The sequence below is a fragment of the Brevibacterium sp. GP-SGM9 genome, from assembly GCF_047300845.1.
In the GTDB taxonomy this organism is placed as follows: Bacteria; Actinomycetota; Actinomycetes; order Actinomycetales; family Brevibacteriaceae; genus Brevibacterium.
In genome coordinates this window covers 3,820,119-3,845,066 of sequence record NZ_CP178563.1, presented here as the reverse complement: position 1 = coordinate 3,845,066, position 24,948 = coordinate 3,820,119, and the positions used below count along the sequence as shown (strand labels likewise).

At 66.6% G+C, this 24,948-nt stretch carries 23 protein-coding genes; 7 read left to right on the top strand and 16 right to left on the bottom strand.

The genetic code is table 11. The features are described 5' to 3' along the window. Positions 1 to 30 precede the first annotated feature (30 nt). Positions 31 to 993, bottom strand: a complete 963-nt coding sequence (nusA, locus tag ACH82I_RS17230; protein ID WP_230745091.1) for a transcription termination factor NusA — start codon at positions 991 to 993, stop codon at positions 31 to 33. Positions 994 to 1,107: 114 nt separating this feature from the next. After that, the gene (rimP, locus tag ACH82I_RS17225) at positions 1,108 to 1,572 is read right to left on the bottom strand and encodes a ribosome maturation factor RimP (protein WP_413334368.1); all 465 of its coding nucleotides are present in this window, start codon (positions 1,570 to 1,572) and stop codon (positions 1,108 to 1,110) included. Between the two features lie 303 nt (positions 1,573 to 1,875). On the opposite strand from rimP, the gene ACH82I_RS17220 reads away from it, so the two are divergent. Together ACH82I_RS17220 and ACH82I_RS17215 are read left to right on the top strand one after the other, a co-directional pair. Next, positions 1,876 to 2,850 carry a hypothetical protein gene (locus ACH82I_RS17220; protein ID WP_413334366.1) on the top strand — a complete coding sequence of 325 codons (975 nt, stop codon included), beginning with the start codon at positions 1,876 to 1,878 and terminating at the stop codon, positions 2,848 to 2,850. Then, entirely contained in the window at positions 2,847 to 3,866 is a 1,020-nt protein-coding gene (locus ACH82I_RS17215) for an aminoglycoside phosphotransferase family protein (RefSeq protein ID WP_413334364.1), read from the top strand. The genes ACH82I_RS17220 and ACH82I_RS17215 overlap by 4 nt, the downstream gene beginning before the upstream one ends. A gap of 79 nt (positions 3,867 to 3,945) precedes the next feature. Here ACH82I_RS17215 and ACH82I_RS17210 read toward each other — a convergent pair whose 3' ends face one another. Continuing rightward, positions 3,946 to 4,755 (bottom strand): TSUP family transporter, encoded by an 810-nt coding sequence (locus ACH82I_RS17210; RefSeq protein ID WP_230745087.1) that lies wholly within the window; start codon positions 4,753 to 4,755, stop codon positions 3,946 to 3,948. 10 nt (positions 4,756 to 4,765) lie between these two features. Further along, positions 4,766 to 6,670 (bottom strand): proline--tRNA ligase, encoded by a 1,905-nt coding sequence (locus ACH82I_RS17205; protein ID WP_413334362.1) that lies wholly within the window; start codon positions 6,668 to 6,670, stop codon positions 4,766 to 4,768. Positions 6,671 to 6,910: 240 nt separating this feature from the next. On the opposite strand from ACH82I_RS17205, the gene ACH82I_RS17200 reads away from it, so the two are divergent. Together ACH82I_RS17200 and ACH82I_RS17195 are read left to right on the top strand one after the other, a co-directional pair. After that, complete coding sequence (locus ACH82I_RS17200) at positions 6,911 to 7,735, top strand: NUDIX hydrolase (RefSeq protein ID WP_230745085.1); 825 nt, start codon at positions 6,911 to 6,913, stop codon at positions 7,733 to 7,735. Then, complete coding sequence (locus tag ACH82I_RS17195) at positions 7,732 to 8,154, top strand: RNA-binding S4 domain-containing protein (protein WP_330166655.1); 423 nt, start codon at positions 7,732 to 7,734, stop codon at positions 8,152 to 8,154. Before ACH82I_RS17200 ends, ACH82I_RS17195 begins: the two co-directional genes overlap by 4 nt. A 233-nt stretch (positions 8,155 to 8,387) precedes the next feature. Here ACH82I_RS17195 and ACH82I_RS17190 read toward each other — a convergent pair whose 3' ends face one another. Continuing rightward, positions 8,388 to 9,248 carry a GNAT family N-acetyltransferase gene (locus ACH82I_RS17190; protein ID WP_413334359.1) on the bottom strand — a complete coding sequence of 287 codons (861 nt, stop codon included), beginning with the start codon at positions 9,246 to 9,248 and terminating at the stop codon, positions 8,388 to 8,390. A gap of 216 nt (positions 9,249 to 9,464) precedes the next feature. Here ACH82I_RS17190 and ACH82I_RS17185 point away from each other — a divergent pair, with 216 nt between their 5' ends. Further along, positions 9,465 to 10,907: a serine hydrolase domain-containing protein gene (locus ACH82I_RS17185; RefSeq protein WP_413334357.1), complete on the top strand. Its 1,443-nt coding sequence runs from the start codon at positions 9,465 to 9,467 to the stop codon at positions 10,905 to 10,907. Positions 10,908 to 11,000: 93 nt separating this feature from the next. Here ACH82I_RS17185 and ACH82I_RS17180 read toward each other — a convergent pair whose 3' ends face one another. Then, complete coding sequence (locus ACH82I_RS17180) at positions 11,001 to 12,464, bottom strand: M50 family metallopeptidase (RefSeq protein WP_284934617.1); 1,464 nt, start codon at positions 12,462 to 12,464, stop codon at positions 11,001 to 11,003. A 1-nt stretch (position 12,465) separates the two neighbouring features. Further along, positions 12,466 to 13,692 (bottom strand): 1-deoxy-D-xylulose-5-phosphate reductoisomerase, encoded by a 1,227-nt coding sequence (gene dxr, locus ACH82I_RS17175; protein WP_413334355.1) that lies wholly within the window; start codon positions 13,690 to 13,692, stop codon positions 12,466 to 12,468. A gap of 105 nt (positions 13,693 to 13,797) precedes the next feature. Here dxr and ACH82I_RS17170 point away from each other — a divergent pair, with 105 nt between their 5' ends. Further along, entirely contained in the window at positions 13,798 to 14,997 is a 1,200-nt protein-coding gene (locus ACH82I_RS17170) for an acyl-CoA dehydrogenase family protein (protein WP_230745081.1), read from the top strand. A gap of 147 nt (positions 14,998 to 15,144) precedes the next feature. On the opposite strand, the gene ACH82I_RS17165 is transcribed toward ACH82I_RS17170, so the two are convergent. From ACH82I_RS17165 to rpsB, 9 genes are all read right to left on the bottom strand, one after another. Further along, positions 15,145 to 15,900, bottom strand: coding sequence for a N5-glutamine methyltransferase family protein (locus ACH82I_RS17165; RefSeq protein WP_413334352.1), 756 nt, complete (start codon positions 15,898 to 15,900; stop codon positions 15,145 to 15,147). Between the two features lie 31 nt (positions 15,901 to 15,931). Continuing rightward, complete coding sequence (locus ACH82I_RS17160; protein WP_230745079.1) at positions 15,932 to 16,642, bottom strand: hypothetical protein; 711 nt, start codon at positions 16,640 to 16,642, stop codon at positions 15,932 to 15,934. Next, positions 16,635 to 17,195 carry a DivIVA domain-containing protein gene (locus ACH82I_RS17155; protein WP_230745078.1) on the bottom strand — a complete coding sequence of 187 codons (561 nt, stop codon included), beginning with the start codon at positions 17,193 to 17,195 and terminating at the stop codon, positions 16,635 to 16,637. The genes ACH82I_RS17160 and ACH82I_RS17155 overlap by 8 nt, the downstream gene beginning before the upstream one ends. Before the next feature lie 83 nt (positions 17,196 to 17,278). Beyond that, positions 17,279 to 18,577, bottom strand: a complete 1,299-nt coding sequence (gene rlmN, locus ACH82I_RS17150) for a 23S rRNA (adenine(2503)-C(2))-methyltransferase RlmN (protein ID WP_230745191.1) — start codon at positions 18,575 to 18,577, stop codon at positions 17,279 to 17,281. Between the two features lie 123 nt (positions 18,578 to 18,700). Then, on the bottom strand, positions 18,701 to 19,720 hold the full coding sequence (locus ACH82I_RS17145) for a phosphatidate cytidylyltransferase (RefSeq protein WP_230745077.1): 1,020 nt from the start codon (positions 19,718 to 19,720) through the stop codon (positions 18,701 to 18,703). After that, positions 19,720 to 20,277 carry a ribosome recycling factor gene (frr, locus tag ACH82I_RS17140; RefSeq protein WP_230745076.1) on the bottom strand — a complete coding sequence of 186 codons (558 nt, stop codon included), beginning with the start codon at positions 20,275 to 20,277 and terminating at the stop codon, positions 19,720 to 19,722. Before frr ends, ACH82I_RS17145 begins: the two co-directional genes overlap by 1 nt. 145 nt (positions 20,278 to 20,422) lie before the next feature. Continuing rightward, positions 20,423 to 21,175: a UMP kinase gene (gene pyrH / locus ACH82I_RS17135; protein ID WP_230745075.1), complete on the bottom strand. Its 753-nt coding sequence runs from the start codon at positions 21,173 to 21,175 to the stop codon at positions 20,423 to 20,425. Positions 21,176 to 21,392: 217 nt separating this feature from the next. Continuing rightward, entirely contained in the window at positions 21,393 to 22,220 is an 828-nt protein-coding gene (tsf, locus tag ACH82I_RS17130) for a translation elongation factor Ts (protein ID WP_413334349.1), read from the bottom strand. Positions 22,221 to 22,253: 33 nt separating this feature from the next. Then, the gene (gene rpsB, locus ACH82I_RS17125; protein ID WP_413334347.1) at positions 22,254 to 23,186 is read right to left on the bottom strand and encodes a 30S ribosomal protein S2; all 933 of its coding nucleotides are present in this window, start codon (positions 23,184 to 23,186) and stop codon (positions 22,254 to 22,256) included. An 845-nt stretch (positions 23,187 to 24,031) separates the two neighbouring features. Between rpsB and ACH82I_RS17120 the strand changes: the two genes are divergently transcribed. Further along, positions 24,032 to 24,874, top strand: a complete 843-nt coding sequence (locus tag ACH82I_RS17120; protein ID WP_413334345.1) for a D-alanyl-D-alanine carboxypeptidase family protein — start codon at positions 24,032 to 24,034, stop codon at positions 24,872 to 24,874. Positions 24,875 to 24,948: the final 74 nt, after the last annotated feature.

The following is a 24,948-nucleotide window of genomic DNA, read 5'->3' as shown; positions in this document are numbered from 1 at the left end:
CGAGAATCACGCCGGGGGCAGCGGTATGCGCTACTGTCCGGCGATGATGTCGATCTTCCAGCCGGTGAGCTTCGCGGCCAGACGTGCGTTCTGGCCCTCCTTGCCGATGGCCAGGGACAGCTGGTCCCTCGGCACCATCACGCGCGACTCCTGCGCCGCTGCGTCGAGGATCTCGACCTTGCCGGCCTTGGCCGGGGAGAGCGCGTGGGCGATGAACTTCGCCGGGTCATCGGAGTAGTCGACGATGTCGATCTTCTCCTGGCCGAGTTCGTTCATCACCGCTCGCACCCGCGAGCCGAGTTCGCCGATGCACGAGCCCTTCGCGTTGACGCCGGGCTTCGTCGCGCGCACCGCGAGCTTCGTGCGATGACCGGCTTCGCGGGCCAGGGACACGATCTCGACGGTGCCGTCGGCGATCTCCGGAGCCTCATGGGCGAAGAGCCGGCGGACGAGGTTCGGGTGGGTGCGCGAGACCGTGACCGAGGTGCCTTTGGCACCTTTGTGCACATCGGCGATGTAGACGCGCAGCCGGGTGCCGTGCTTGTACTCTTCGCCGGGAACCTGCTCGTGCGGGGGCAGCACCGCCTCCACATCGCCGAGGTCGACCTGGACCATCTGCGGATCGCGACCCTGCTGGATGGTGCCGGAGACGATCTCGCCCTCACGGCCTTTGAAGCTGCCGAGCACGGACTCGTCCTCGACGTCGCGCAGACGCTGGTGGATGACCTGCCGGGCGGTCTGGGCGGCGATGCGCCCGAAGCCGGTGGGGGTGTCGTCGAATTCGCCGATCGGATTGTCGTCGTTGTCGAACTCGACGGCCAGGATGCGCACCTCGCCGCTGGACTGGTCCAGCTCGGCGCGGGCATCGGGCCAGGCGCCTTCGGTCTTCTGGTAGGCCAGGTAGAGTGCCTGTTCGATGAGCTCGATCAGTGTGTCGAACGGAATCTCCCGCTCACGCTCGATGACTCGCAGAACATTGAGATCGATATCCATGGGCCCCTATCCTCTCCGGCTCCCTCGAGCATTGAATTGTCTGTCTTCGATTATGCAGGCGTCACAGTCTAACCCAGATTACGCCTGCACTCGCTCAGCCGACCCTCAGTCGGATCAGCGGAACTTCAGCTCCACCTGCGCCTTGGAGATGTCGTCGAGGGAGACCGTGCGCTCCTCCTTGAGAGCGGGATCTGTGCCCGTGATCGACCTCTCCCCCACCTCGGCGAGGTCGAGTTTGAAGGTGTCCTTCTTCGTCGTGATCTCCAGTCGACGGCCGATCACGCGTTTGAAGTGACGGGGGATCTCGAGCTTCCGGGTCGCTCCCGGGCTGGTGACTTCGAGCTGGTAGGGCTTGTCACGGAAGATCTCGACCTCGTCGAGGGCGGCACCGACGATCTTCGAGGACTCGGCGATCCGCTCCATCGACATCGCCTCGGTGCTCGACTCATCGAGGTCGACGATGACCGTGAGCGTGCGGCGTGGTCCGGCGGCGACGGCCTTGACGGATTCGAGGTGGTAGCCGGCCTCCTCGAGGGGGCCGCGCAGCAGCTCCTTGATCCGGTCGACGTCCTCGTCCATGTGTCCTCCTTCTCGTGTGCCGCGGGTGCGAGCCCGGCGGTGGTCAGCGGTGGGATGCCGGGCCGACCCGGTCGGCGGCGCCAGCGGGTGCTGCAGCGATCTGCTTTGTCCCCACCCTAAGGGACGGCCCCGTCCGAAGGTAGGCATCCTGACGTTCCGGGGTGTGGTCGCAGCGGCTTCCGCGGTCTCGGGTACGCGGCTTTCGGGATGTCGAGTACGTGGCTCCGGTGGTGTCGGGTGCGCGGCTTCCGCGGTCTCGGCTGCGGCCCGATCAGGGGTCGGCGAATCCGCTACGATTGGCCTATGCGTTCTCCCCTCAGCCGCCGTAGCCTTCTCCTGTTCGGCGCCAGCGGAGTGAGTCTGGGTCTGCTCTCGGGATGCGGTCTGCGACTCGATTCCGAGCCTGAGGTTCCCACGCTCGACGCCACCGAGCAGCTGCGCAATCGCATCGCCCGCATCCTCGCCGCCACCACTCCCGGCGACGGCGATCCCGAGACCGCCGGTGAGGATCTGCAGAAGTTCCGGGACGCCATCGGAGCAGAATGGGCGCCGCCGAGCGAACTGGCCACCGAACCGCCCCCGACAGAGGATGCGCGCAGCTTCATCGAGGCCGCCGAGGTGGTCTCCCAGTCCGTGTTCGAGGCATCCTCCCAGCTCGACTCGGCCCTGATCCCCGTGCTTTCCGATGTCGCCACGGGCCTGAGCCTGACGGCCGGGACGAAGAAGCCCGAACTCATCGGCACCGCCGAAGAACTCATCCGCCAAGGCCGCAAGGACGCCGACGACGGAGACGCGCAGACCGAGAGCACCGAATCCGCCGCCGACGGAGCCGACGCCGCCGGAGATGACGAAGACACGGACGGCCAGGATGCCTACAACGCGATCCTCAATCAGGCCCGGGCAGCCGCCTACGGATATGAGCGCCTGGCTGTGCACTTCGAGACGAAATCGGCCGAACGCAGGGGCGCGATCGACCGGCTCGATTCCCTCGGCTCCCTGTCCGGGGAGATGCTCGAGAACCTCGGCGAGAAGAACGCCGATCCCAACGCCTCGGCGTGGAAGCTCGACCCCAGCCCCACCGATGCCGCCAGCGCCAGAGAACTCGCTCTCAATCTCGAGGACGCCCTCGCCGCGGCCATCCTGCCGTGGCTGCGGACCGGGACGGCAGGGATCCTGCGGCTGTGGGAATCGGCCCGGGCTCGCACGATCTTCGCCGACCCGCAGCCGCTGCGCTATGACTATTCCGGCGACTCCGGCGAGGCGGAGGCCCACCAGTGAAGGTGCCGCCAGTCCTCTACCGCTCGACCCGCGACATCATCGGCGAGTTCCGCACCAGCTCATGGATCGCCGCGCTCGACTTCATGGCCAACGAACTCCTCGACCGGTGGAAGCTGCGCTTCGACGAAGTGCCCGGATCGCCCTGGGCCGGCTGCGAGAGCCTCGTCATCCCCGTCCTCACTCAGGAGAACTATCAGGGTGTGCTGCGGTTCGCGGCTCCCACCTCGGCGCATACCGCCGCCCATGCCCAGGCGCTGCGGGCGCTGAAGATGTGGAACGGCCACGGTGCCGTCCGCGTCATCCGTGACGACCACAGCTTCCGGGTGACCCTGCAGGAACGGCTGCGGACGAAGGACAATCTCTCCGTTCTGCCCCTGGCCGATGTGCCGCCGGTGTGGGGTGCGCTGCAGCGTTCGCTCGAGATTCCCGCGGATGCGGAGTTCATGCGGGTCCAGGACCTCGTCGCCGGGTGGTTGACCACCTTCGATCAGGACGCGAGCCTGCTCACCGGCTGGTCGGAGACCGGGCAGGGTGATGCGCTGCTGCTGTCCTTCGCCCGGAACTGGATGCAGACCCTGGCGACCTCGGACGAGAACTGGCTCATCCACGCCGATCTCCACTACTACAACATCCTCGCCGGCAACCCCGACGCCGCCGGGATCTCGACCTGGAAGGCCATCGACCCGCAGCCGCTGGCCGGACCGACCGCCTACACGCTGGCACCGGTGCTGTGGAACCGCCTCGCCGAGATCCCCTCCGATCATCCGCAGGCGCAGGCGGCCTGGCTGCGCGGCTTCGCCACGGACCTGGCCCTGTGCGCGGGCATCGACCCGCAGTACGGGATGGGTGCGGCGGTGGCCAGGGAGATCACGAACATGTTCTGGTACCTGCGCGCGGCCAGCGGCGGATCGACGTCCTCCCTGGCCGATGCGGCGCGTTCGCTGTGGGTGGCCCGCGCACTCTCGGGTGCCGATATCGCCGGTGTCAACGCCCACGCTCTCAAACCCATCGGCTGACCACCCTCCCCACAACTACCTGGCGGGGGCCCAGCAACGTGGCGCCACGTTGCTGGGCCGCCGCCAGGTAGTTGTGGGGCTAGTGGATGAGGCCGGAGATCATGTCAAAGCCGAGTTTGAGGATGAGCGCGGAGACCACGACGACGAAGACGACGCGGACGAAGCCCGATCCCCGCTTCAGCGCGGTCCGGGCCCCGAAGATCCCGCCGAGCACATTGCCTGCGGCCACGACGAGGCCGAGCAGCCACACCACCTGCCCGTCGGGGATGAAGTAGACCAGCGCCCCGAAGTTCGTCGCCCAGTTGATCACCTTCGCCGTGGCCGAGGCCTGCAGGAACGAGAAGCCGATGATCGAGACGAAGGCGATGACGAGGAACGATCCCGTGCCCGGGCCGAGCACCCCGTCGTAGACGCCGATCGTGAAGCCGATCAGCCAAGACAGTCCGTGATGACGTTTCGAGGTCTCCCCGAAGCGCAGGGTGACATCCGCGCCGAGGCTGGGGTTGAGGACCGTGAACAGCCCCACCCCGATGAGCGCTAAGAGGATGATCGGGGTGAACAGCTCACCGGGAATGTAGGTGGCGAGCTTCGCCCCGAGCATCGCGCCGATGAATGCGGTGGCCGCGGCCGGGATCGTCGCCGACCTGTCCGGGGTGATCTTGCGCAGATAGGTCACCGCCGAGGCGGTCGTGCCCGCGATCGAGCCCACCTTGTTCGTCGCCACCGCCTGCACCGGGCTCATCCCCGGCACGAGCAGCAGTGCGGGCAGCTGGATCAGTCCCCCACCGCCGACGACGGCATCGATCCACCCGGCCAGCACCCCTGCGGCGAGCAGCCACAGGAGCATGGTGAGGGTGACATCGATGCCGCCGGCGAGTGTCTCGAACACCTCGGGTGACTCAGTCGGCGGGAGTCTCGACCGCGCCGTCGGCAGCCGTACCGGCAGCAGCCTCGGCGGCTGCGGCAGCGTCGGCGGCGACCGCGGCGTCCGCGGCGGCACCGGCCTGTGCGTAGGCCTGACGGACCCGTTCCACGGTGGTCGGGACCACCTCGGCGAGGGGAAGCTCCTGCTTCTCATCGGCCAGGCGATTGCGGACCTCGAGCACACCGTCGGCGACTCCGCGGCCGACGACGATGACCGTGGGGATGCCGATGAGCTCGGCATCGGCGAACTTGAAGCCGGGCGAGACCTTGTTGCGGTCGTCGAGGAGGACGCTCACGCCCTCGGCCTCGAGCTCGGCGGTGAGCTTCTCACCGGCCGCCGCGATCTCCTCGCCCTTGCCGGCGACGATGACGTGGACGTCGGCCGGGGCCAGGTGCTGGGGCCAGAGCAGCCCGTCGTTGCTGTGGAATTCCTCGGCGATGCAGGCCATGACGCGGGTGACGCCGAGGCCGTAGGAGCCCATGGTCACGGTCGTGGCCTTGCCGTTCTGGTCGAGGACCTTGAGATCGAGGGCTTCGGCGTACTTGCGGCCGAGCTTGAAGATCTGACCGATCTCCACACCGCGGGCCAGCTCCAGCGGGCCGGAGCCGTCGGGTGCGGGATCGCCGAGGACCACCTCGGCGGCTTCGATGGTGCCGTCGGCGGTGAAATCGCGGCCGGCGACGAGGTCGAAGACGTGGCGGCCGGGTTCGTTGGCTCCGGTGATCCAGCGGGTGCCGTCGACGACGCGCGGGTCGAGGAGGTAGCGGATCTTCGAGGGCGCCTCGAGTCCGAGCACCGGGTGCTCGAGGTCGTTGCCGGGCCCGATGTAGCCCTTGACGAGCTCCGGGTGGGCGGCGAGGTCCTCGGCAGTGGCGGCCTCGAGGTCGACTTCCCCGGCGCCGAGCATGCCGGTTCCGGCGGCGCGGTCGAGGTCGACTGCGCGGTCGCCGGGCAGTCCGATGACGATGATCTCGCGGGTACCGTCGGGGTGGGTGACGGCGCAGACCACGTTCTTCAGCGTGTCCGCCGCGGTCCAGGCACGGTCCTCCCGCGGGTGGTTCGCGTTCGCGGCGGCCACGAGGGTCTCGATCGTCGGGGTGTCCGGGGTGTCCTCGACGTGGGCAGCTGGGGAGTTCTCGTACGGGATCGCCTCGGGGACGATCGAGGTCACGGCCTCGACGTTGGCGGCGTATCCGCCCGGCGAGCGCACGAAGGTGTCCTCGCCGACCTCGGAGGGGTAGATGAACTCCTCGGTGCCGGAGCCGCCCATCGCGCCCGGGGTCGCCTTGACAGGCAGGCAGGGCAGGCCGAGGCGGGCGAAGGCGCGCAGATAGGCCACGCGCATCGCCTCGTAGGAGGCATCGAGCCCCGCGTCGTCGATATCGAAGGAATACGCGTCCTTCATGATGAACTCGCGGCCGCGCAGCAGCCCGGCCCGCGGGCGGGCCTCATCGCGGTACTTCGTCTGGATCTGGTAGATCGAGAGCGGCAGATCCTTGTACGAGGAGTAGAGGTCCTTGACCAGGAGGGTGAAGACCTCTTCGTGGGTGGGGGCGAGGATGTAGTCGTTCTCGCGGCGGTCCTTGAGGTGGAACAGGTCGGGGCCGAAGGCCTCCCAGCGACCGGAGGTCTTGTACGGATCGGCGGGCAGCAGTCCGGGGAAGTGGACCTCCTGCGAACCGGCGCGGGCCATCTCGTCACGGACGATGGTCTCGATCTTGCCGAGCACGGCCAAGCCCAGCGGCAGCCATGTGTAGATCCCCGGTGCCGACCTGCGGATGTAGCCGGCGCGGTGCAGCAGCTTGTGGCTGGCCACCTCGGCGCCGACCGGGTCCTCCTTCTGGGTTCGCACGAACAGGGACGACATGCGCAGGGCCATGGGTGTTTCTCCTCAACTCGTCAGGACTCAGATCGAACACTATCTCACGCGGGCGCGCCCGCGGTAACCCGCGGGAGGGGTGCTGTCGGTGCTGCGGCACGCGTGCTCTCGTCACCGCGGATTCGTCACCTCGGGCAAGAGAATTAGACTGGAGCCAGCACCACCCCGAAGCAGCGCCAGATGCACCACCCGATACACCGTCCAGTTCCGCACACCGACACGACGACCAACACGAAGAGCATGCCTGAATCCAACCAACTCACGCAGTTCCCGCGGCCCTCGGTCGCGGTCGACACCGCGGTCCTCTGCCCCGTTCCCGAACGCGGCCTGCATGTTCTCCTCACCCACCCAGGCGACGGTGTATGGCAGCTGCCCGGGTCGATCCTCCGCCCGCAGGAGCGCCTCGCCGAGGCGGTCGCCCGGTGCCTGCGCGAGAAGGCCCGGCTGATCGACCGGGCCCCCGTGCAGCTGCACGTCTTCGACCAGCCGGACCGTGATGATCGCGGGTGGGTGATCTCCGTGGCCCACCTCGATGTGCTCTCGACGAACGACGTCGGCCTCGCCGATGTGGGCACCCAGGATTCCGCGGGGGCGACCGTCGGTGCCTCGGGGCCAGACGGCGCGTCAGCGTCGGCCAATTCCACCGACGCCGAGGCGGTCCGGCGGAAGCTCGTGCCCGTGCACTCGGTCCAGGAGCTCAGCTGGGAGCATCAGGAGATCGTCCGCGTCGCCGTGCACCGCCTGCGTTCCCTACATGAGCGCACCCCGGACCCTTTCGGCCTGCTCGAGTCGGAGTTCTCGCTGCGCCAGCTGCGCGAACTCCATGAGATCGTCGCCGGCGAACACCTACAAGCCGATACCTTCCGCCGCACCATGCTGCCGCTGCTCGAACCGACCGGCCAGGCCGTGAGCCAGGGACGCGGACGCCCGGCCCAGACCTTCAGCCGCCGCTCCGAGCTCGCGCTGCGCAGCACCGACTTCACCAGCACCGACTTCACCGGCGGCGGGGGCACCGCCGCTGCCGGCGCAGAGACCACCCGCACCGGAACCGAAGGTCCGCAGTGACCGAGGAGATCGACCGGTCGCCGAACCGGCACATGCGCATCGACGTGTGGCTGTGGACGACCCGCATGTTCAAGACCCGCAATCTCGCCACCCAGGCCTGCCGGGGCGGGCATGTGCAGGTCGACGGGCAGCGGATCAAGGCCGCCCAGAAGATCACGATCGGTCAGGAGGTCCGAGTCCGCAAGGCCGGCTCCGAGTTCATCTGGAAGATCACCGGCTTCATCCCAACGCGCAGGCAGGCCTCGATCGCGGTGCAGTGCTATGAGGATCTCACTCCCCCGCCGGATCCGGCTCTGCGCGGGTTCGTCCCTCGTCGGGACAAAGGGCTGGGGCGGCCGACGAAGAAGGACCGCCGCGAGATGGAGAAGTTCCTCGGCGATCTGGCCAAGCCGACGAACCGCGACCGCAAGCGCCCCTGACCCGAGGCGCCACCAGCGCATCAACGCCTCAGAAGTCCCTGCCAGCCCGCGACCGCTTGCCAGAAGTCCCTGCCTGCCCGCGACCGCTTGCCAGAAGTCCCTGCCTGCCCGCGACCGCTTGCCAGAAGTCCCTGCGTAGCGGACTAGTCCGCTGCAAGGGGACTTCTGGCGCGCGGTTGCGCCGCACAGGACAGCACTGCGCCGCACAGGCCCGCACAAGGGCCGGTTCAGGCTCAGTACATCACGGTCGCGAAGGTGCCGACCTGTTCGAAGCCGACGCGGGAGTACATGCGCAGGGCCGCCTCGTTGTAGTCGTTGGCGTAGAGGCTCACGGTCGTGTGCCCCTTGTCGCGAGTCCGCTTGACCACTGCGGCCATCCCAGCGGCCCCGAGCCCCTGCATCCTGACCTCGGGGTGGACCCAGACTCCCTGCACCTGGACGATGCGGCGAGCGCGGATGCCGATGTCGGCCTTGAACAGAACCTGCTCATCCCGGTCGGTCGCCGGCCAGCGGGGCACCGGACCGCCCTGAGGCAGGGTGTCGGAGATCCTGGCGTAGCAGTTCTTGCAGCGGATAATGCCGCGCACCCGGGCGAGGAAGTTCGACTCGCCATCCTCGATCGGGGAGAACCCGACCTCCTTGGTGAACATGTCGATGCTGGCGGGATAGATCGTGTGCAGATCATCAAGAGTCGCCCGCACCACCGCCTCGTCAGGTTCGACCACGGGGTCGGAGCTGAGTGCGAGCAGCGGCTGACGTTCCCGCACACCCCGGGCGCGACCCCAATTCAGCCGGCTCTGCAGGTCGAGGATGATCGTCCGGTCCCCGATCAGTGAGCACGAATAGCGACCATCGGCATTGAGCATTTCGGCGAGCACCTGGTTGGTTCCCGGGCTCGCGGTGACCGGGATGATGTTTCCGCCGACCCAGTAGGCGGCGACGGGTCGGTCCCCGTCGAAGACTCCGTAGAGGGTTCCCGCCGGCGAGTTCAGCTGCGCGGTGCCGGTGACCTCGAGCAGCGAGATGAGGTACACGTTCTCACAGGGGTTGAGTGCGAGCTGACTCTTCAGCCACGTCGTGTGTTGGTGACCCATCCGGCCCAGCCTCAGCACCCTTGTTCCCTCATTTCTCCTGCTGACCAGCCATCTACGCTGACCGTCGACCGTATTGCGCAGGCCACTCATATTGTAGGACTTCCGACCACCTCCTCGGTGCTGGGACCCCGGCCCAATTTCTGCACGAAGGCCCGGCCCAAGTCCCAATGCCGGGTAATGTGAAGGTGTCCTGTCACCGGCCCGAAGGAGACTTCAGTGAGCGATACGACGTCCACGCCGTTCGTCCAGCCCGATATCGACGCGATGACCGCGGTCCTCGACCGTCAGGCGCAGGCGCTCATCGATCAGGGCGGGTCCCTGGCCTGGGGAGTCTTCCGCCGAGGCGAAGCCGCGCGAGCCGTGAACGCTGACGTTCCGTACCGCATCGCCTCGATGACGAAGTCGTTCACAGCGACGGCCATCGGCTTCCTCGCCGCGAACGGCCTCGACCTCGACATGCCCTTCGCGCGGCTCGTCCCTGATCTTGCTGGCACCGAGGTGGCCGATCGCACCTGCCGTCAGGCCCTGACCATGGGCACCGGTTTCGCGAAGGACGACCCGTGGGCCGACCGGGTGGAGGCGATGACTCCGGCCGAGCTCATCGCCCATCTGCATCGCGGCGCCATCCCCATCGCCCCGGCCGACACCGGCTACGAGTACTCGAACCTCGGCTATGCCCTGCTCGGCGTCGTCGCCGAGGCGGTCACCGGGCGCTCGTTCATTGAGATCGTCACCACCGAGGTGCTCACTCCCCTCGGCCTCAATCGCACCGGCTTCGACCCTGCCGACTTCCCCGATCTCATCCCCGGCTTCCGTATCGACGCTCAGGGGTCGCTGCACCCGGCCGAGGTCACCGGCCCAGGAGTCTTCTCCCCCATCGGCGGGGTGATCTCGACGGTGCGCGACCTCGGGGCATGGATGAACGCCCATCTCGATGCTCTCGAGAACATCGACGACTATGCGCCGGGGTCGTGGTCACGGATCCTCGCCGACGATCAGCAGGCCCACCGGCTCGTCGAACTCCAGAGAAGCGAGCATCACACGGAGTCCCTGCACTACGGGTACGGCCTCGAGAACCGACTCGATTCCCGGTTCGGTCGGGTCATCTGCCACTCCGGCGGCTACCCCGGCTTCGGCTCTCACATGCGCTGGTTCCCGGAACTGGGACTGAGCATCGTCGTCCTCGGCAACACCACCTACTATCCGGCCCAGCGCGTCGTCGCCGATGCCATCGACGCCGGTTGGGCCAGTGCCATCGGTTCTCCTGAGCTGCAGCTGAGCCGGACGACCACCTCGGTGCCGGCCCCGCGATACCCCGCCGGCCCGGCCCAGGCCGAGACGGTCCGGCGGGCGGCGAACCTTGTGGTCAACTTCGACGAGGCGGTCGCCGATGAGCTGTTCACCGTGAACGTGGACCTCGACGAACCCCGCACCGAACGGCGTGCCCGCTTCACCGCCTGGGCCGCGGAGAAGGGCCTCGATCGGGAGTTCACTTCCGCCGAGATCACCATGGTCACCGCCCTCAAGGGAACGGTCACGGTGCCCGGCAGTGACGGACACGGCAACGACCGACGGGGTGAGGGACCCGGAGCACCGGCGACGATCACTGTCAGCCTCGACCACCTCGGCGCGGTGATGACGATCGGGCTCAGCGCCTGAACGACTGAGAACCTGAGCGACTGAGCCACGGACCGGCCCCGCCCGTGGCTCAGCCCCACGGACTCAGCGCCTGACTGACCCGGCGGCCCGGGCCTACCCGCCGGAGTTGAAGATCGCGTCGAGGGTGATCGGTTTGACGAGGTCGACGTAGACGAGCAGCGCGGTCATGCACAGCATCAGCCCGATGACGACGTAGGTCAGCGGCAGCAGCTTCGCTGTGTCGAAGGGGCCGATCTTTCCGCGGCCTCGCCACTTGTTGATCTGGCGGCGGGCCCCCTCGTAGAGGCCGACGGCGATGTGGCCGCCGTCGAGGGGCAGCAGCGGGATCATGTTGAACGCGAACAGGAAGATATTCAGCGAGCCGAGCATGCCAAGCCCGAGCTGCGCCTTCTCGACGATCTCGAGATGGTCGGTCGAGACGATCTCGCCGGCGATCCGCCCCACCCCGACCATTCCGACGAGGCCTTCGGAGTCGCGTTCCTTCTCCCCGGTGGCCACCTGGGCGATGTCGACGAGTTTGACCGGCAGGGTGATGATCGCGTGGAAGACCCCGGTGACCTGATCCCAGACGGCTCCGGGGAACTGGTCGAGCGGCAGCGACTGATGTTCTTGGACGGGGCCGACGCCGAAGAATCCCTCGGTCACGGTCTGCGGGGAGCCGTCGGGATTGGTCATCAGCTGTCCCTGATCGTCGACGCGGGGACGTTCGGAGGCGATGATCGGCACGGTCACGGACTGGGCCTGGCCGTCGCGGACGAAGTCGACCTCGACCCGCTGCCCGGCGTGCTCCTTGATCACTCCGGACAGTTCGTCCCAGTCCTCCGTCTCCACCCCGGCGACCGAAGTGATCTCGTCGCCCGGCTTGATCCCGGCCTCCCAAGCGGGAGTGAGCGGATCGTCGTCCTGGCAGGTGTTCTTGGCATCGGCGGGCCTCTGCGCGGCCTCCGAGGCGGGCACGGCGCATTCGACGACGGTCTCGACGGTCGTCGTCGGGGTGAGCACGCCGATGCCCAGCAGCGAGATCGCCATAATGATGATCCCGAGCACGAGATTGACCAGAGGGCCGGAGAACATGACGACGAGGCGTTTGGGAATGCTCAGCGCATAGAAGGTCCGATGCTCCTCCCCCGGCTCGATCTCCTGGTTCGAGAACTCGCGGGCATCGGCCATCGTGTTCTCGAACAGCCGCCCCTTCCGCTGCCGGCGTTCCCGCCTCGGCGCGTCCGCGGTGATGTCTGCGGGGTCGGCGGGGGCGCAGTCCTCGCCTGCGGCCGTCCCTGCGCGTCCTGCTGGAACGAGGGACTGCTTCGTCGCCTCGATCGGCGGGTACATGCCCGGCATGGCGATGAATCCGCCGAGCGGGAGTGCCTTGATGCCGTATTCGGTCTCGCCGCGGCGGAAGGAGAAGAGGGTCGGACCGAAGCCGACCATGTAGTGGGTGACCTTGACCCCGAAGCGCTTCGCCGGGGTCAGGTGGCCGAGTTCGTGAAGGGCGATCGAGATCGAGATGCCGATGAGGAACAGGATGATCCCGATGATGTAGAGCAGAACCGTCATCTCAGACCCCCGCCGCCTGCGGTGCGTGGGAGGTCGCATATTCGCGGGCGAACTCACGCGCCCACGCATCGGCGGCGAGCACCGTGTCCACGGTGTGCTCATCCGCAGGCGTGTGGGCGGCGAGAGCTTGGGCCAGTCCGTCGTCGATTCCGGTGAAAGACAGCTCTCCACTGACGAAGGCCTCGACGAGGACCTCGTTGGCGGCGTTGAACACGGCAGGAAAGCTCCGGCCACGGCGGCCCGCCTCGATGGCCAGGCCGAGTGCCGGGAAGGCCATATGGTTGACCGGTTCGAAGGACCAGTGCATGGGCTGACCCCAGTTGTTGGCCACCGCGCCCGAGGCCAGCCGGCGAGTCGAACCGTCGGACTGGGTACCCAGGGCATAGGAGATCGGCAGTCGCATGTCCGGGGGCGCGATCTGGGCCAGTGTCGAGGAATCGCTGAACTCGACCATCGACTGGACGTGGGACTGCGGGTGGACGACGACCTCGATGTGGTCGAAGTCGGTGCCGAAGAGCAGGTGCGCCTCGATGACTTCGAGGCCCTTATTCACCAGGGTCGCGGAGTTGATGGTGATCATCGAGCCCATCGACCAGGTCGGATGTTTGAGCGCCTGGGCCGGGGTGACTCGGCGCAGGGCGTCACGGGTCATCCCGCGGAAGGGCCCGCCGGAGGCGGTGATGATGAGCTTGCTGACTTCGCCGTGGGTCCCGGAGCGCAGAGCCTGGGCGATGGCCGAATGCTCCCCGTCGACGGGCACGAGTCGGGCGCCGCTGCGGGCGGCGGCGTCGAGGACGATGGAGCCGCCGATGATGAGGGATTCCTTGTTCGCCAGGGCCACGTCGGAGCCTCGCTCGAGGGCGGCCAAGGTCGCACCGAGACCGACGGCCCCGGTCACCGCGTTGAGGACCATGTCGCAGTCGTTCCCAGCGACCGCCTCGGCGGCATTGTCCCCGAGTCGGATCTCTTCGACGGGATCGGCGATGCCCCGCTGGGCCGCCAGCTCACTCAGCCGCTGCCGGATCTCGGCCTCTCCCCCGGCCGGCGCGGTGGTCAGTCCGATGACGGGCACCGCGAAGTCGAGGGCCTGGGTCAGGAGCAGGTCGAGCTGGGTGCCGGCGGCGAGACCGACGATCTCGTAGGTCTCTCGGTGTTCGGAGAGGACGTCGAGGGCCTGCGTGCCGACCGATCCGGTTGAGCCGACTACAATGATTCTACGTTTGCTCACGCCTACCGATGATGCCAAAGTTCTCTGGGAAATGACTCGACAGTCCTCCTGCTGAACAGCGATACGGTGGGCGTGAAATCCGATTCGACGGCGAGAGAGGTTTTTATGAGTAAGGCGCTGAGCCCCGATGACATCCTGGGACTGGATTCGGTCTTCGAACCCGACGACCTCGAGTTCGCATCGATCGTGAAGAAGTGGCTGGACGAGAACGTCCGTGAGAAGATCGGCGACTACTTCCTCGAATCGACCATCCCCGCCCGCGAACTCGCCGAAGGACTCGGCGAACTCGGCCTCCTCGGCATGCACCTCGAGGGCTACGGCTGCGGCGGCTCCACCGCCACCCAGTACGGACTGGCCTGCCGTGAGCTCGAAGCCATCGACTCCGGTCTGCGCTCCCTCGTCTCCGTCCAGGGCTCCCTGGCGATGTTCGCCATCCACCACTTCGGTTCCGAAGCCCAGAAAGAGGAATGGCTGCCGAAGATGGCCGCCGGCAAAGCCATCGGCTGCTTCGGTCTGACCGAACCCGATGTCGGCTCCGACCCCTCCGGGATGAAGACCACGGCGAAGAAGGACGGGACCGACTGGATCCTCAACGGATCGAAGATGTGGATCACGAACTCCCCGGTCTCCGACGTCATAGTCGTCTGGGCCAAGATCGAGGAGACCGATGACAAGGGCAAGCAGATCGTGCGCGGCTTCGTCGTGCCCAGCGATACGCCCGGCGTGCAGACCCCGGAGATCCACCGCAAGATCTCCCTGCGGGCCTCGATCACCGGTGAGATCGTCCTCGACAACGTCCGCCTGCCCGAAGATGCGATGCTGCCCGAGGCCAAGGGACTCAAGGGGCCGCTGTCCTGCCTGTCCGAGGCCCGCTACGGCATCGTCTTCGGCGTCACCGGTGCCGCCCGCGACGCTCTGCTCTCGGCCCTCGAGTACACCGGCACCCGAATCCAGTTCGACCGTCCGCTGTCCTCATTCCAGATCAGCCAGCAGAAGCTCGCGAAAGCCTTCGGCCAGTACTCGCAGATCACCCTGCTCGCCGCTCACTTGGGCAAGCTCAAGGACTCGGAGAAGGGTGTGCGTCCCGAGCAGATCAGCCTCGGCAAGATGGTCAACGTCGACACCGCGATGAATGTCTGCCGTGACCTGCGCGCCCTGTTCGGCGGTTCAGGCATCACGAGTGAGTACCCGCCGCTGCGTCACGCGGTCAACCTCGAGACCGTGCTCACCTACGAGGGCACCCACGAGGTCCACCAGCTCACCCTCGGCCGCTCCCTGACCGGAATCAACGCCTTCGCGAACTGAGCCGCCAGCGGCCAGCCAGCGGAGTTGGCCCGTTGGCGCTTGCAACCGCTGGCCAGAAGACCCCATGCATCGGACTAGTCCATAGCAGTCGGTCTTCTGGCCAGCGGTTGTCTGTATCTGCCGCGCACCGCGCCGACGTACTTGCCGTCAGCGCCGGAGTTCCAGCACCGCCGTCTGCTCGTCCTCGCCGAGGTGGCTGTGCGTCGTGTACCCGAGTTCCCGGGCATAAGCGGCGGCTGTTTCAGTCTGCCCGTGACCGACTTCGATGAGTACGGTCCCATCCGGGCGCAGCCAGTCAAGCGATTCTGCGATGAGGCGTCTGACCAGGTCGAGCCCGTCTGCCCCGCCGAACAAGGCGTTCGGTGACTCATGGTCCGTGGCCTCCCGCGGGAGGAATTCCCGCGCCGATTCGGGCACGTAGGGAGGCACCGCGCAGATGACAGCGACGCGGCCGGCCAATTCGGACGGCAGGCCCGACAGGCAATCGAGCAGGTGGATACCCGCTCCGGTCCCGACGTTCGCACGGGCACAGTCGAGTGCCCTCTGATCTCGATCGCCGAGGTGGATGGTCGTTCCCGGAAGAACACGGGCGACCGTGCTCGCAACCGGACCGATCCCGCAGAAGGCTTCGACGAGCACCGCGGCGTCTTCGGCCATGCGGAGTACGCGGGTGGTGTGCTCGGCCAGCAGGGTCGTCCGCTGCCGGGGAACGAACACTCCCGGGACGACGGTGAGCCTGTGGCCTGCGAATTCGACCCAGCCTACGATCTGCTCGAGGGGTTCACCCGCGCCTCGGCGGGCGAGCATCCCATCCAGCGTGGCCGGCGCGGAAGTGGCGGCCACGAGCAGAATGGCCGCCTCTTCCTCGGCGAAGACGCAGCCTGCGGCCCTGAGCTCACTCACAAGCGCCGCGACTGAATCAGCCTCCGACGGCTCAGGCTTCAGGGAGAACCTCGGCGCGCAGCCAGTCGTGGCTCGCACGGGCGTCGAGCACACCGGCCGAAGTGAGGACCAGCGGTCGCTCGGGTGTGAGCGGGACAACTTCGGCGGATTCGACGCGGGAGTCGCGCATCGCCTGGTCGAGGTTGGCCGTCTGCTCACCCAAGGTGGCGCCGACACCTTCGAAACGTGAGCGGGTGACCTTGACCGAGGCGCGCCCCGGTTCGACGGGCTGGGTCTCGATCGCGTGAATGCGAACCACGGGACCATCACCGGCCTCGGCGGGCTCCTCCCCCACGACTCCGTCGGCTTGGCGTCCGTTTTCCTGGCGCGCATCGACGATGACGCCGATCCGCGCGGCAGCCAGGATGCTCAGCGCCCGCGCCGTCGGCGGAACATCCTCGGCGATGGTCAGTCGGATTCCGGACTCCGGGTCGATTCCCATCGTCCGCAGCACTCCGGCGAGTTTCGCGCTCCGGTCGAGCACCTCGGCGCGGTCGAGCTCGATCGGCTTCGACAGCGCCTTGACCAAGCGCGGGTCGCTGACCTCACGTCCGTCGACGAGCGGCCGCTCCGGGGCCGGACCCGTCAGCACGATGTCATCGGCGCCGCCCATGACGATCGGGAAGTCGAGGAGTTCGTAGACCGGATTGAGCGTGCCGGGCGAGGTGCTCGTCGGTGCAGAGAAGAAGTGGAACTCAGTCAACGGAGGCCATCACCTCGACGACGCGGTCGATGAACGCATCGACCTGGTCCTCGTCGTAGGCCTTGTTGCCCTTCGCGGTCTTGAACAGCACGCGACGGACCTGGTCGACGCTCATCGCCACGCCCTGCGTGAAGTAGGCGTTGACCTTGTCGCACATGTCGTCGACCTGGACGATGTCGTAGCCGATGACGCCGGGTGCCGGATTGTCGAAGCGTTCGCCGGATTCGCGGACCAGGCGTCCTCGCAGGGACGCGGCGACGCGGGTGAGCTCGGAGACCCAGGCGTCCTGTCCGGATTGGGCGATGAGCCGGTCGCGGGCCTGCTTGGCGAAGGCGTCCTCGAGGCGGTCGAGGGCGGCGTCGACGACGGCGACGTGGTAGCCCTTGCGGACGAGGTCGAAGCCGACGGTGCGCACGGCACGGGAGTCGAGGTCACCGGGCTGGGGGGTCGGGCGCTCGAAGGATTCACGAGCACGCTTGAAGAAGCTGTCGACCTGTTTCGGGTCGTACCCGTTCTTCCACCCGGACATTCGAGGGAAAGTCGTGTCCGCCATGTCTCCTCCAGAAGCGAATCGTGCGAATGTGTCGTTTCCACCATGATAAATGGATGGCGGGGAATTTGCGTGCCCGGGGCTGCTCAGTCGGCGGCGGCGAGCTGTCCGCAGGCACCGTCGATGTCGGAGCCGCGGGTGTCGCGGATCGTCGTCGGGATGCCTTGGTCGATGAGTCGGCGGACGAATTCGTTCGCGACTTCCGGCTCGGACGCCGTCCACACCGAGCCTGGGGTCGGGTTGAGCGGGATCGGGTTGACGTGGACCCAGCCGCGGCCGCGGGCGTTGAGCTTCTTCGCCAGCAGCTCCGCACGCCATGCGTGGTCGTTCATGTCCTTGATCAGCGCATATTCGATGCTCACGCGACGACCGGTGACCTGGTAGTAGTTGAACGCGGCGTCGATGGCCTCGTCGGCTTTCCACCGGGTGTTGACCGGGATCATCTCGTCGCGCAGCTCATCGTCGGGGGCGTGGAGGCTGAGCGCGAAGGTCACGGGGATGTCCTCGGCGGCGAGTTTGTTGATGCCGGGCACCAGGCCGACCGTGGACACGGTGATCCGGCGGGCAGACATGCCCAGGCCGCCGGGTGCGGGTTCGACGAACCGGCGCACCGCGTTCATCACGCGCTTGTAGTTGGCCAGGGGTTCGCCCATGCCCATGAACACGATGTTCGAGACCCGTTCGGGTCCCGTCGCCGAGGTGGCCGGCCCGGATCCGGTCGAAGCGCCGGCGGACGCTGACGCTCCGTCCTCGCCCCAGCTCGGCTCCTCGCCCTGTTCCTCATCGGCTTCGGCGCCCAGAGCGGTCTCTCCGGCACCCGGCATGTCCGAGGACGGAGCCGCGGCGAGCTCACCGGCGGCGATGACCTGGTTGGCGCGAACCACCTGCTCGACGATCTCCGCGGTCGACATATTGCGGGTCAGGCCCTGCTGTCCGGTGGCGCAGAACGGGCAGTTCATGCCGCAGCCGCACTGGCTCGATACGCACAGAGTGACGCGGTTGCGGTAGCGCATGAGCACGGATTCGACGAGCGCGCCGTCGAAGAGGCGCCACAGGAACTTGATGGTGTCGCCGTTCTCGGTGCGCAGGCGGCGGACCTCGGTGAGCAGATGTGGGAAAAAGCGCTCCTGCACCTGGGCCCGCAGGTCCTTGGGCAGGTCCGTCATCGACTCGGCGTCGGTCTGGAAGTGGGTGAAGTAGTGGGTGGAGATCTGCTTGGCGCGGAAGGCGGGCAGGCCCATCTCCTTGACGGCGTCGATGCGCTCGTCCATGCTCATGTCCGCCAGATGCTGCTGCGGCTGGCTGACCCGCGGGGACTTGAAATTGAGAAGGGGGCGGCCGTCACGCGTCGGTGTCGTCGACGTGGTGCCGTCGGGATGCTCCACGACGGGACGGGTCTGCCTTCTGCCTGCTTGAGAACTCACACACCCATTGTCTCATGATGCGGCCGTCGCTGTGGTGTGCGGACCGCCACGCCGCGAGCGGTGAGCCTCAGCGGCAGCCGGGCCTCAGAGGTAGCCGGGCAGGACCGAGAACATCACAAGGGCCACGGGCGCGGTCGGCAGGATCGAGTCGAGTCGGTCCATCACACCACCGTGGCCCGGCAGCAGGGTGCCCATGTCCTTGAGGTCGAGGTCGCGTTTGATCATCGATTCGCTGAAGTCGCCGAGGGTGGCGAACGCCGGCATCACCGCACCGAAGACGAGCCCGGTCCAGATCGGCGCATCGAAGAGGGTGACGGCCAGGATCGTCGCCACGGCGGCGGCGAACACCACCGACCCGAGGTAGCCTTCCCACGATTTCTTCGGTGAGATCGTCGGGGCGATGGGGTGCTTGCCCCAGAGGACGCCGAAGATGTAGCCGCCGACATCCGAGGCGACGACGGCGGCGAGGAACAGGATGACGTAGAAGTTGCCGTTCGGCTGGGTGATCAGGTAGACGACGAAGCAGGCCATGAGGCCGACATAGGTGAGCGCGAACAGGGACAGGGACACGTCCTTGACCGCGTTCTTGCGCCTCTCGACCATCGTGAAGAGCATGACGGCTCCGGCGCTGGCGGCAAAGGTCACCCAGAGGGCCTCGCGGCCGCCGACGTAGGTCGCCACGACCATACAGGCCGCAGAGATCATCGTCGGCACTCGGGACACCAGCGAGCCGGACCGTGAGAGCGCGTTCGCCAGCTCCCACATCGCCGCGACGATGGCCACGAGGATGATGAAGATGAAGGAGATGGGCAGGAAGATCAACGAGGCGAGGACGATCCCGCCGATGAGGAGACCGATGCCGATGGCGGCGGGAAGATTGCGACCGGCTTTGCCGTAGTCCTTGGCGGCCACCTCGGCGGGTTCTGTCACCGATTCCGGGATCGGCGCGAACTCCGGATCATCCGGGGAATAGGTCTTGTCGGAATTGCGGAGGTCCCGACGTCGGGGGTACGGGTTCTCCGCCGCCGACGCACGCGGCTCCTCCGGCTCCCCGAGGGGAGCCGGATCGGAGGAGAGGCTGTCGGACCCGGTCACAGCGATCATCAGACCTCGAGAAGCTCAGCTTCCTTCTGGGAAAGCAGCTGATCGACGTTCTCGACCTTCTTCTTCGTCAGATCATCGAGCTCGGAGATGCCGCGGGTGACTTCGTCCTCCCCGGCCTCGCCGTCCTTCTTGATGCGCTCAAGGGTCTCCTTGGCGTGGCGGCGGATGTTGCGGATCGAGACCTTGCCGTCTTCGGCCTTGCCCTTGACGATCTTGACGTATTCCTTGCGGCGCTCCTCGGTCAGCTCCGGGAGCACGACGCGAATGACGTTGCCGTCGTTGGCCGGGTTCGCTCCGATGTCCGAGTTGCGCAGTGCGTTCTCGATGTCGTTCAGCGTGCCCTTGTCATAGGGGGTAACGAGGATCGTTCGAGCCTCGGGAGTCTGGAAAGAGGCCAGCTGCTGCAGCGGGGTCGGGGCACCGTAGTACTCGATCTCGATCTCGGCGAACAGGGCCGGGTTGGCGCGTCCGGTGCGGATCGACGCGAAGTCGTCCTGCGTGAACTCGACGGCTTTGTCCATCTTCTCTCTGGCTTCGGCCAGTGTCTCTTCAATCACGACTCACTCTTTTCGTATCTGGGAGCTTTGGATTCATTCTATGGGCCATAGGTCACAATTTCCTCACCGAACCGGTATCGGAGTGTTCTGACCTGCACGTATGCTGCCCGGCTGTCTCAGTGGATGATGGCCTCAGTGGACAATCTCAGTGGACGACGGTGCCGATCTTCTCGCCGACGATGGCTTTCCGGAGGTTGCCCTCGCCCTCCATCCCGAAGACGTGCATCGGGAGCTTGTTGTCCATGCACAGGGAGAACGCGGTGGCGTCGACGACCTTGAGGCCCTTCTGCAGCGCCTCCTGGTAGGTGATCTCCTTGATCTTCTCCGCACTCGGGTCGATCTTCGGGTCCGCGGTGTATACGCCGTCGACACCGTTCTTCGCGATGAGGACCTCATCGGCGTGGATCTCGAGTGCGCGCTGGGCGGCGACGGTGTCGGTGGAGAAATAGGGCAGTCCGGCTCCGGCGCCGAAGATGACGACCCGGTTCTTCTCCATGTGGCGCATGGCGCGACGGGGAATATAGGACTCGGCGACCTGCGACATGGGGATCGCGGTCTGCACCCGGGTGTCAACCCCGGTCTGTTCGAGGAAGTCCTGGAGAGCCAGGCAGTTCATCACGGTTCCGAGCATGCCCATGTAATCGGCACGCGTGCGGTCCATGCCGCGCTGGGAGAGTTCGGCACCGCGGAAGAAGTTGCCGCCGCCGACGACGATGCTGACTTCGACCTCTTCTGCGGTGGGGGCGACCTCACGGGCGACCGCGGCGACGACATCGGGATCGACACCGATCTTGCCTCCGCCGAAGACCTCGCCCGAGAGCTTGAGGAGCACTCGGCGCCGATGGGTGCGAACGGGTCTGCTGGCAAGGCTGGATTCGTGAACCGGAGTACTTGTCATTAAGTCCTTCTTCCGTGCGGGCAGATGGGAGCCCGGATGGTCATCGGGGCAAGTCTAGCGAAAACGGGGCCGGACCGATTGGTCCGACCCCGTCTCATGCCGGTGAGGTTTCACTCATGAGTGAGCTTCCGCTCTCCGGCCGCCCACTCACAGGTGAACCTGTTCAGGGGCGTGGACTGCGCGGCGGGCGGTGACCCGCCGGGCGGTCAGTGGTGCTTCAGGCTCCGACGCGGAAGCGCACGAAGCCGGTGGCCTTGACCCCGGCGGCTTCGAGGATCTTCGCCACGGACTGCTTGGGCTCCTTGGCGAAGCCCTGGTCGAGCAGGCAGTTTTCCTTGAAGAAGCCGTTGACGCGACCTTCGATGATCTTCGGGATGGCCTGTTCGGGCTTTCCCTCGTTCTTCGCGGTGTCTTCGGCGATGCGGCGCTCGTTCTCCACGAGTTCGGCAGGAACCTCGTCGCGGGAGAAGTACTTCGGGCTCAGCGCGGCGATGTGCACGGCGACATCGTGAGCGACGGAGGAGTCGTCACCCTCGTAGGCCAGCAGAACGCCGACCTGCGGAGGCAGGTCCTTGTTCGTGCGGTGGAGGTAGGACTCGACGTTCCCACCTTCGAGGCGAGCCACGCGACGCAGGGCGACCTTCTCGCCGAGGGTCGCACCGCTCTCGGTGATGAACTGCGAGACTGGCTTGCCGTCGGTCTCGGCCCCGAGCAGCGCCTCGGCCGAGTCGGCCTTGTTCGCCACGGCGAGTTCGAGGACCTGGTCGGCCAGAGCGATGAACGGGTCGGACTTCGCCACGAAGTCGGTCTCCGAGTTCAGCTCGATGATGGTTCCGACTCCGCCGTCCACGTGGGTGGCGACGAGTCCGTCGGAGGTGGAGCGGCCCTCACGCTTGGTGGCGCCCTTGAGGCCCTTCACGCGGAGCAGCTCGATTGCCTTCGCCTGGTCGCCGTCAGCCTCATCGAGGGCCTTCTTGACGTCCATCATTCCGGCGCCGGTCTTCTCGCGCAGTGCCTTGATGTCAGCGGCAGTGTAGTTTGCCATTCGTTCTCCTAAGGGTGGTGGAGTGGGCGGAAATCAGGACTCGGTCGACTCTGCGGACTCCGCAGCAGCCTCGGCGGGCTCTTCGCTCGCTTCGGCGGCGGGGGCAGCCTCAGCCTCGGCGGGAGCAGCGGCTTCGGCCGGAGCGGCCTCAGCGGGAGCAGCCTCGGTGGCGGTCTCCTCCGAGGTGGAGGCGTTGCCTTCGAGGAGCTCGCGCTCCCATTCGGGCATCGGCTCGACGGCGGAGACGTTCTTCTCTCCACCTGCGTCGTCCGAGGAGTGGCGGGCGATGAGGCCCTCGGCCACGGCGTCGGCGATCACGCGGGTGAGCAGCGAGACCGAGCGGATGGCGTCGTCGTTGCCCGGGATCGGGTAGGTGACGTCATCGGGGTCGCAGTTGGTGTCGAGGATGCCGATGACCGGGATGCCCAGCTTCTTGGCTTCGTCGACGGCGAGGTGTTCCTTCTTGGTGTCGACGATCCAGACGGCCGACGGGGTCCGCTGCATGTCGCGGATACCGCCGAGGGTCTTCTCGAGCTTGTCCTTCTCACGACGGAGAATGAGCAGTTCCTTCTTGGTGTGCGAGGAACCGGCAACGTCGTCGAAGTCGATCTCTTCGAGTTCCTTGAGGCGACGCAGACGCAGGGAGATGGTCTGGAAGTTCGTGAGCATACCGCCGAGCCAACGCTGGTTGACGAAGGGCTGACCCACGCGCTTGGCCTGCTCGGCGATGGATTCCTGGGCCTGCTTCTTGGTGCCGACGAACAGGATCGAACCACCGTGCGAGACGGTTTCCTTGACGAATTCGAAGGCGTTGTCGATGTAGCCCAGCGACTTCTGGAGGTCGATGATGTAGATGCCGTTGCGCTCGGTGAAGATGAAGCGCTTCATCTTCGGGTTCCAACGACGGGTCTGGTGTCCAAAGTGAACGCCGCTGTCGAGCAGCTGGCGGATGGTGACGACGGCCATGCCGACGCCCTCCTTTCTCTCGCGCCGCGAAGGCGCTTTTACGTCACAGCCGGTCATCGATTCTGCTGACGGCGACTGTGACATTTTCGGTTGATTCCTGGTATCCGGTTCGTCCGCCCCACAAGTGAGCCCAGACGGGTTCCCTTGCACCATGGGATGGAGAAGAATTCGGATACGCGTAGTCAGAAGACACGCTTCTGCTGAGGCCAGTCTAGCCCGGTTGGGCAAGCCATTTCCAATCGGGGTCGGAAGGCTCGCGGGGCTCACTGACACCGACTTGCGGAAGCTGCGCGGGTGTCACCGACACCGACTTGCGTGCTGTGATCTGTGGATAGATAACGTCGCCCGCCGAGGTTGTCCTGGGCCGACTCGGTCGCGTTCGTTCGGTGGGACGACGTCCACCTCTGTGACCGTGCATCGGGTGCCCGGACTCAAGTGCGACGAGCTGTGGATTGCGCATCCACTTGCGCGTCATCTGCCTGTGGACGATGAACAGCCTTCCACAGGTGAAGTCGGCGGTGCTGACACGCAACCTGTCGGGAGGTTTCCATGGCCTTATGAACCCCTTCTCTCTCGATCCGCCGCGGTCACTGCATCCCCTGTCCGGTCGCCGCCTGCACTCGGCGCAGGCTCGTCGCGCACGGTTCATCATCACCGCGCTCTTCCTCTCGTTCGTGCTGGCCCTTGCCGCCCCAGCGGGTGACGGCGCGGTACAGGCAGATACGCGTGGGTCCAGTGGGCATGGTGGGTCAGGCAAGGTCAGTGGGCCCGTTGGAGCCAGTAACGCTGGTGGGTCCAGCGGAACTGGCGCGTCCGAGACGACGTGGGTTTCCCCCGTCCCGGCGATGGAGATCATCGAGGCCTTCGACCCGCCGGACAAACCCTGGCTCAGAGGCCACCGCGGAATCGACGTGCTCGCCGTCGACGGTGAGCCGCTGCGCGCACCGACTGGCGGCAGCATCCGCTTCCGCGGGTCCGTGGCGGGAACACCGACCGTGAGCATCGAAACCGACTCCGGCCATGTGGTGTCGTTCCAGCCCGCGAGCACAGAGAGGAAGAAGGGCGATGAGTTCGCCGCAGGTGAGGAGATCGGAGTCGTCGCCGAGGGTACCCACTGCGAGAAGTCCTGTCTGCACATCGGTGTGTGGACGGCGGAAAGCAACAAGGACTACATCGATCCGGCACAGTTCTTCGGCCACGAGCAGTCGATTCTGCTTCCTTTGAAACGCAAACCCGCCGAAGAGCCCGCCGGCGGCAGTGACAGCACCACCTCGGGAGCGGGAGCCTGGGGCGGACACAGCAACGGCCGGATCCCCGCCTCGGCGATGTGCCCGCTAACGACCGCGCCCGGGCACATGCTGCGCTGTGACGCGCAGAAGGCCTTCGATCGCCTCTCCCACGCCTTCGAAGCTCGCTTCAAAGTGCCGATCTCGGTGACGGATTCCTATCGCGACTACGCGACCCAGGTCATCCTCAAGAAGCGCAAGGGGCGGATGGCGGCAACCCCGGGAACCTCGAATCACGGGTGGGCGCTGGCGGTCGACCTCGGTGGCGGAATCAATTCCTTCGGCAGCGCCCAGCACCAGTGGATGCGGGCGAACGCACCGAAGTTCGGGTGGATCCATCCCGGGTGGGCTCGGCAGACCGGGTCGCTGCCGGAGCCCTGGCACTGGGAGTTCCGGAAGTGAAGTGAGGCTTCCGTGGGTCGAGGTGGCGAACTCCCGACGGACTGCTCTAGGGCGATGATCAGAGCCGTTCGTGA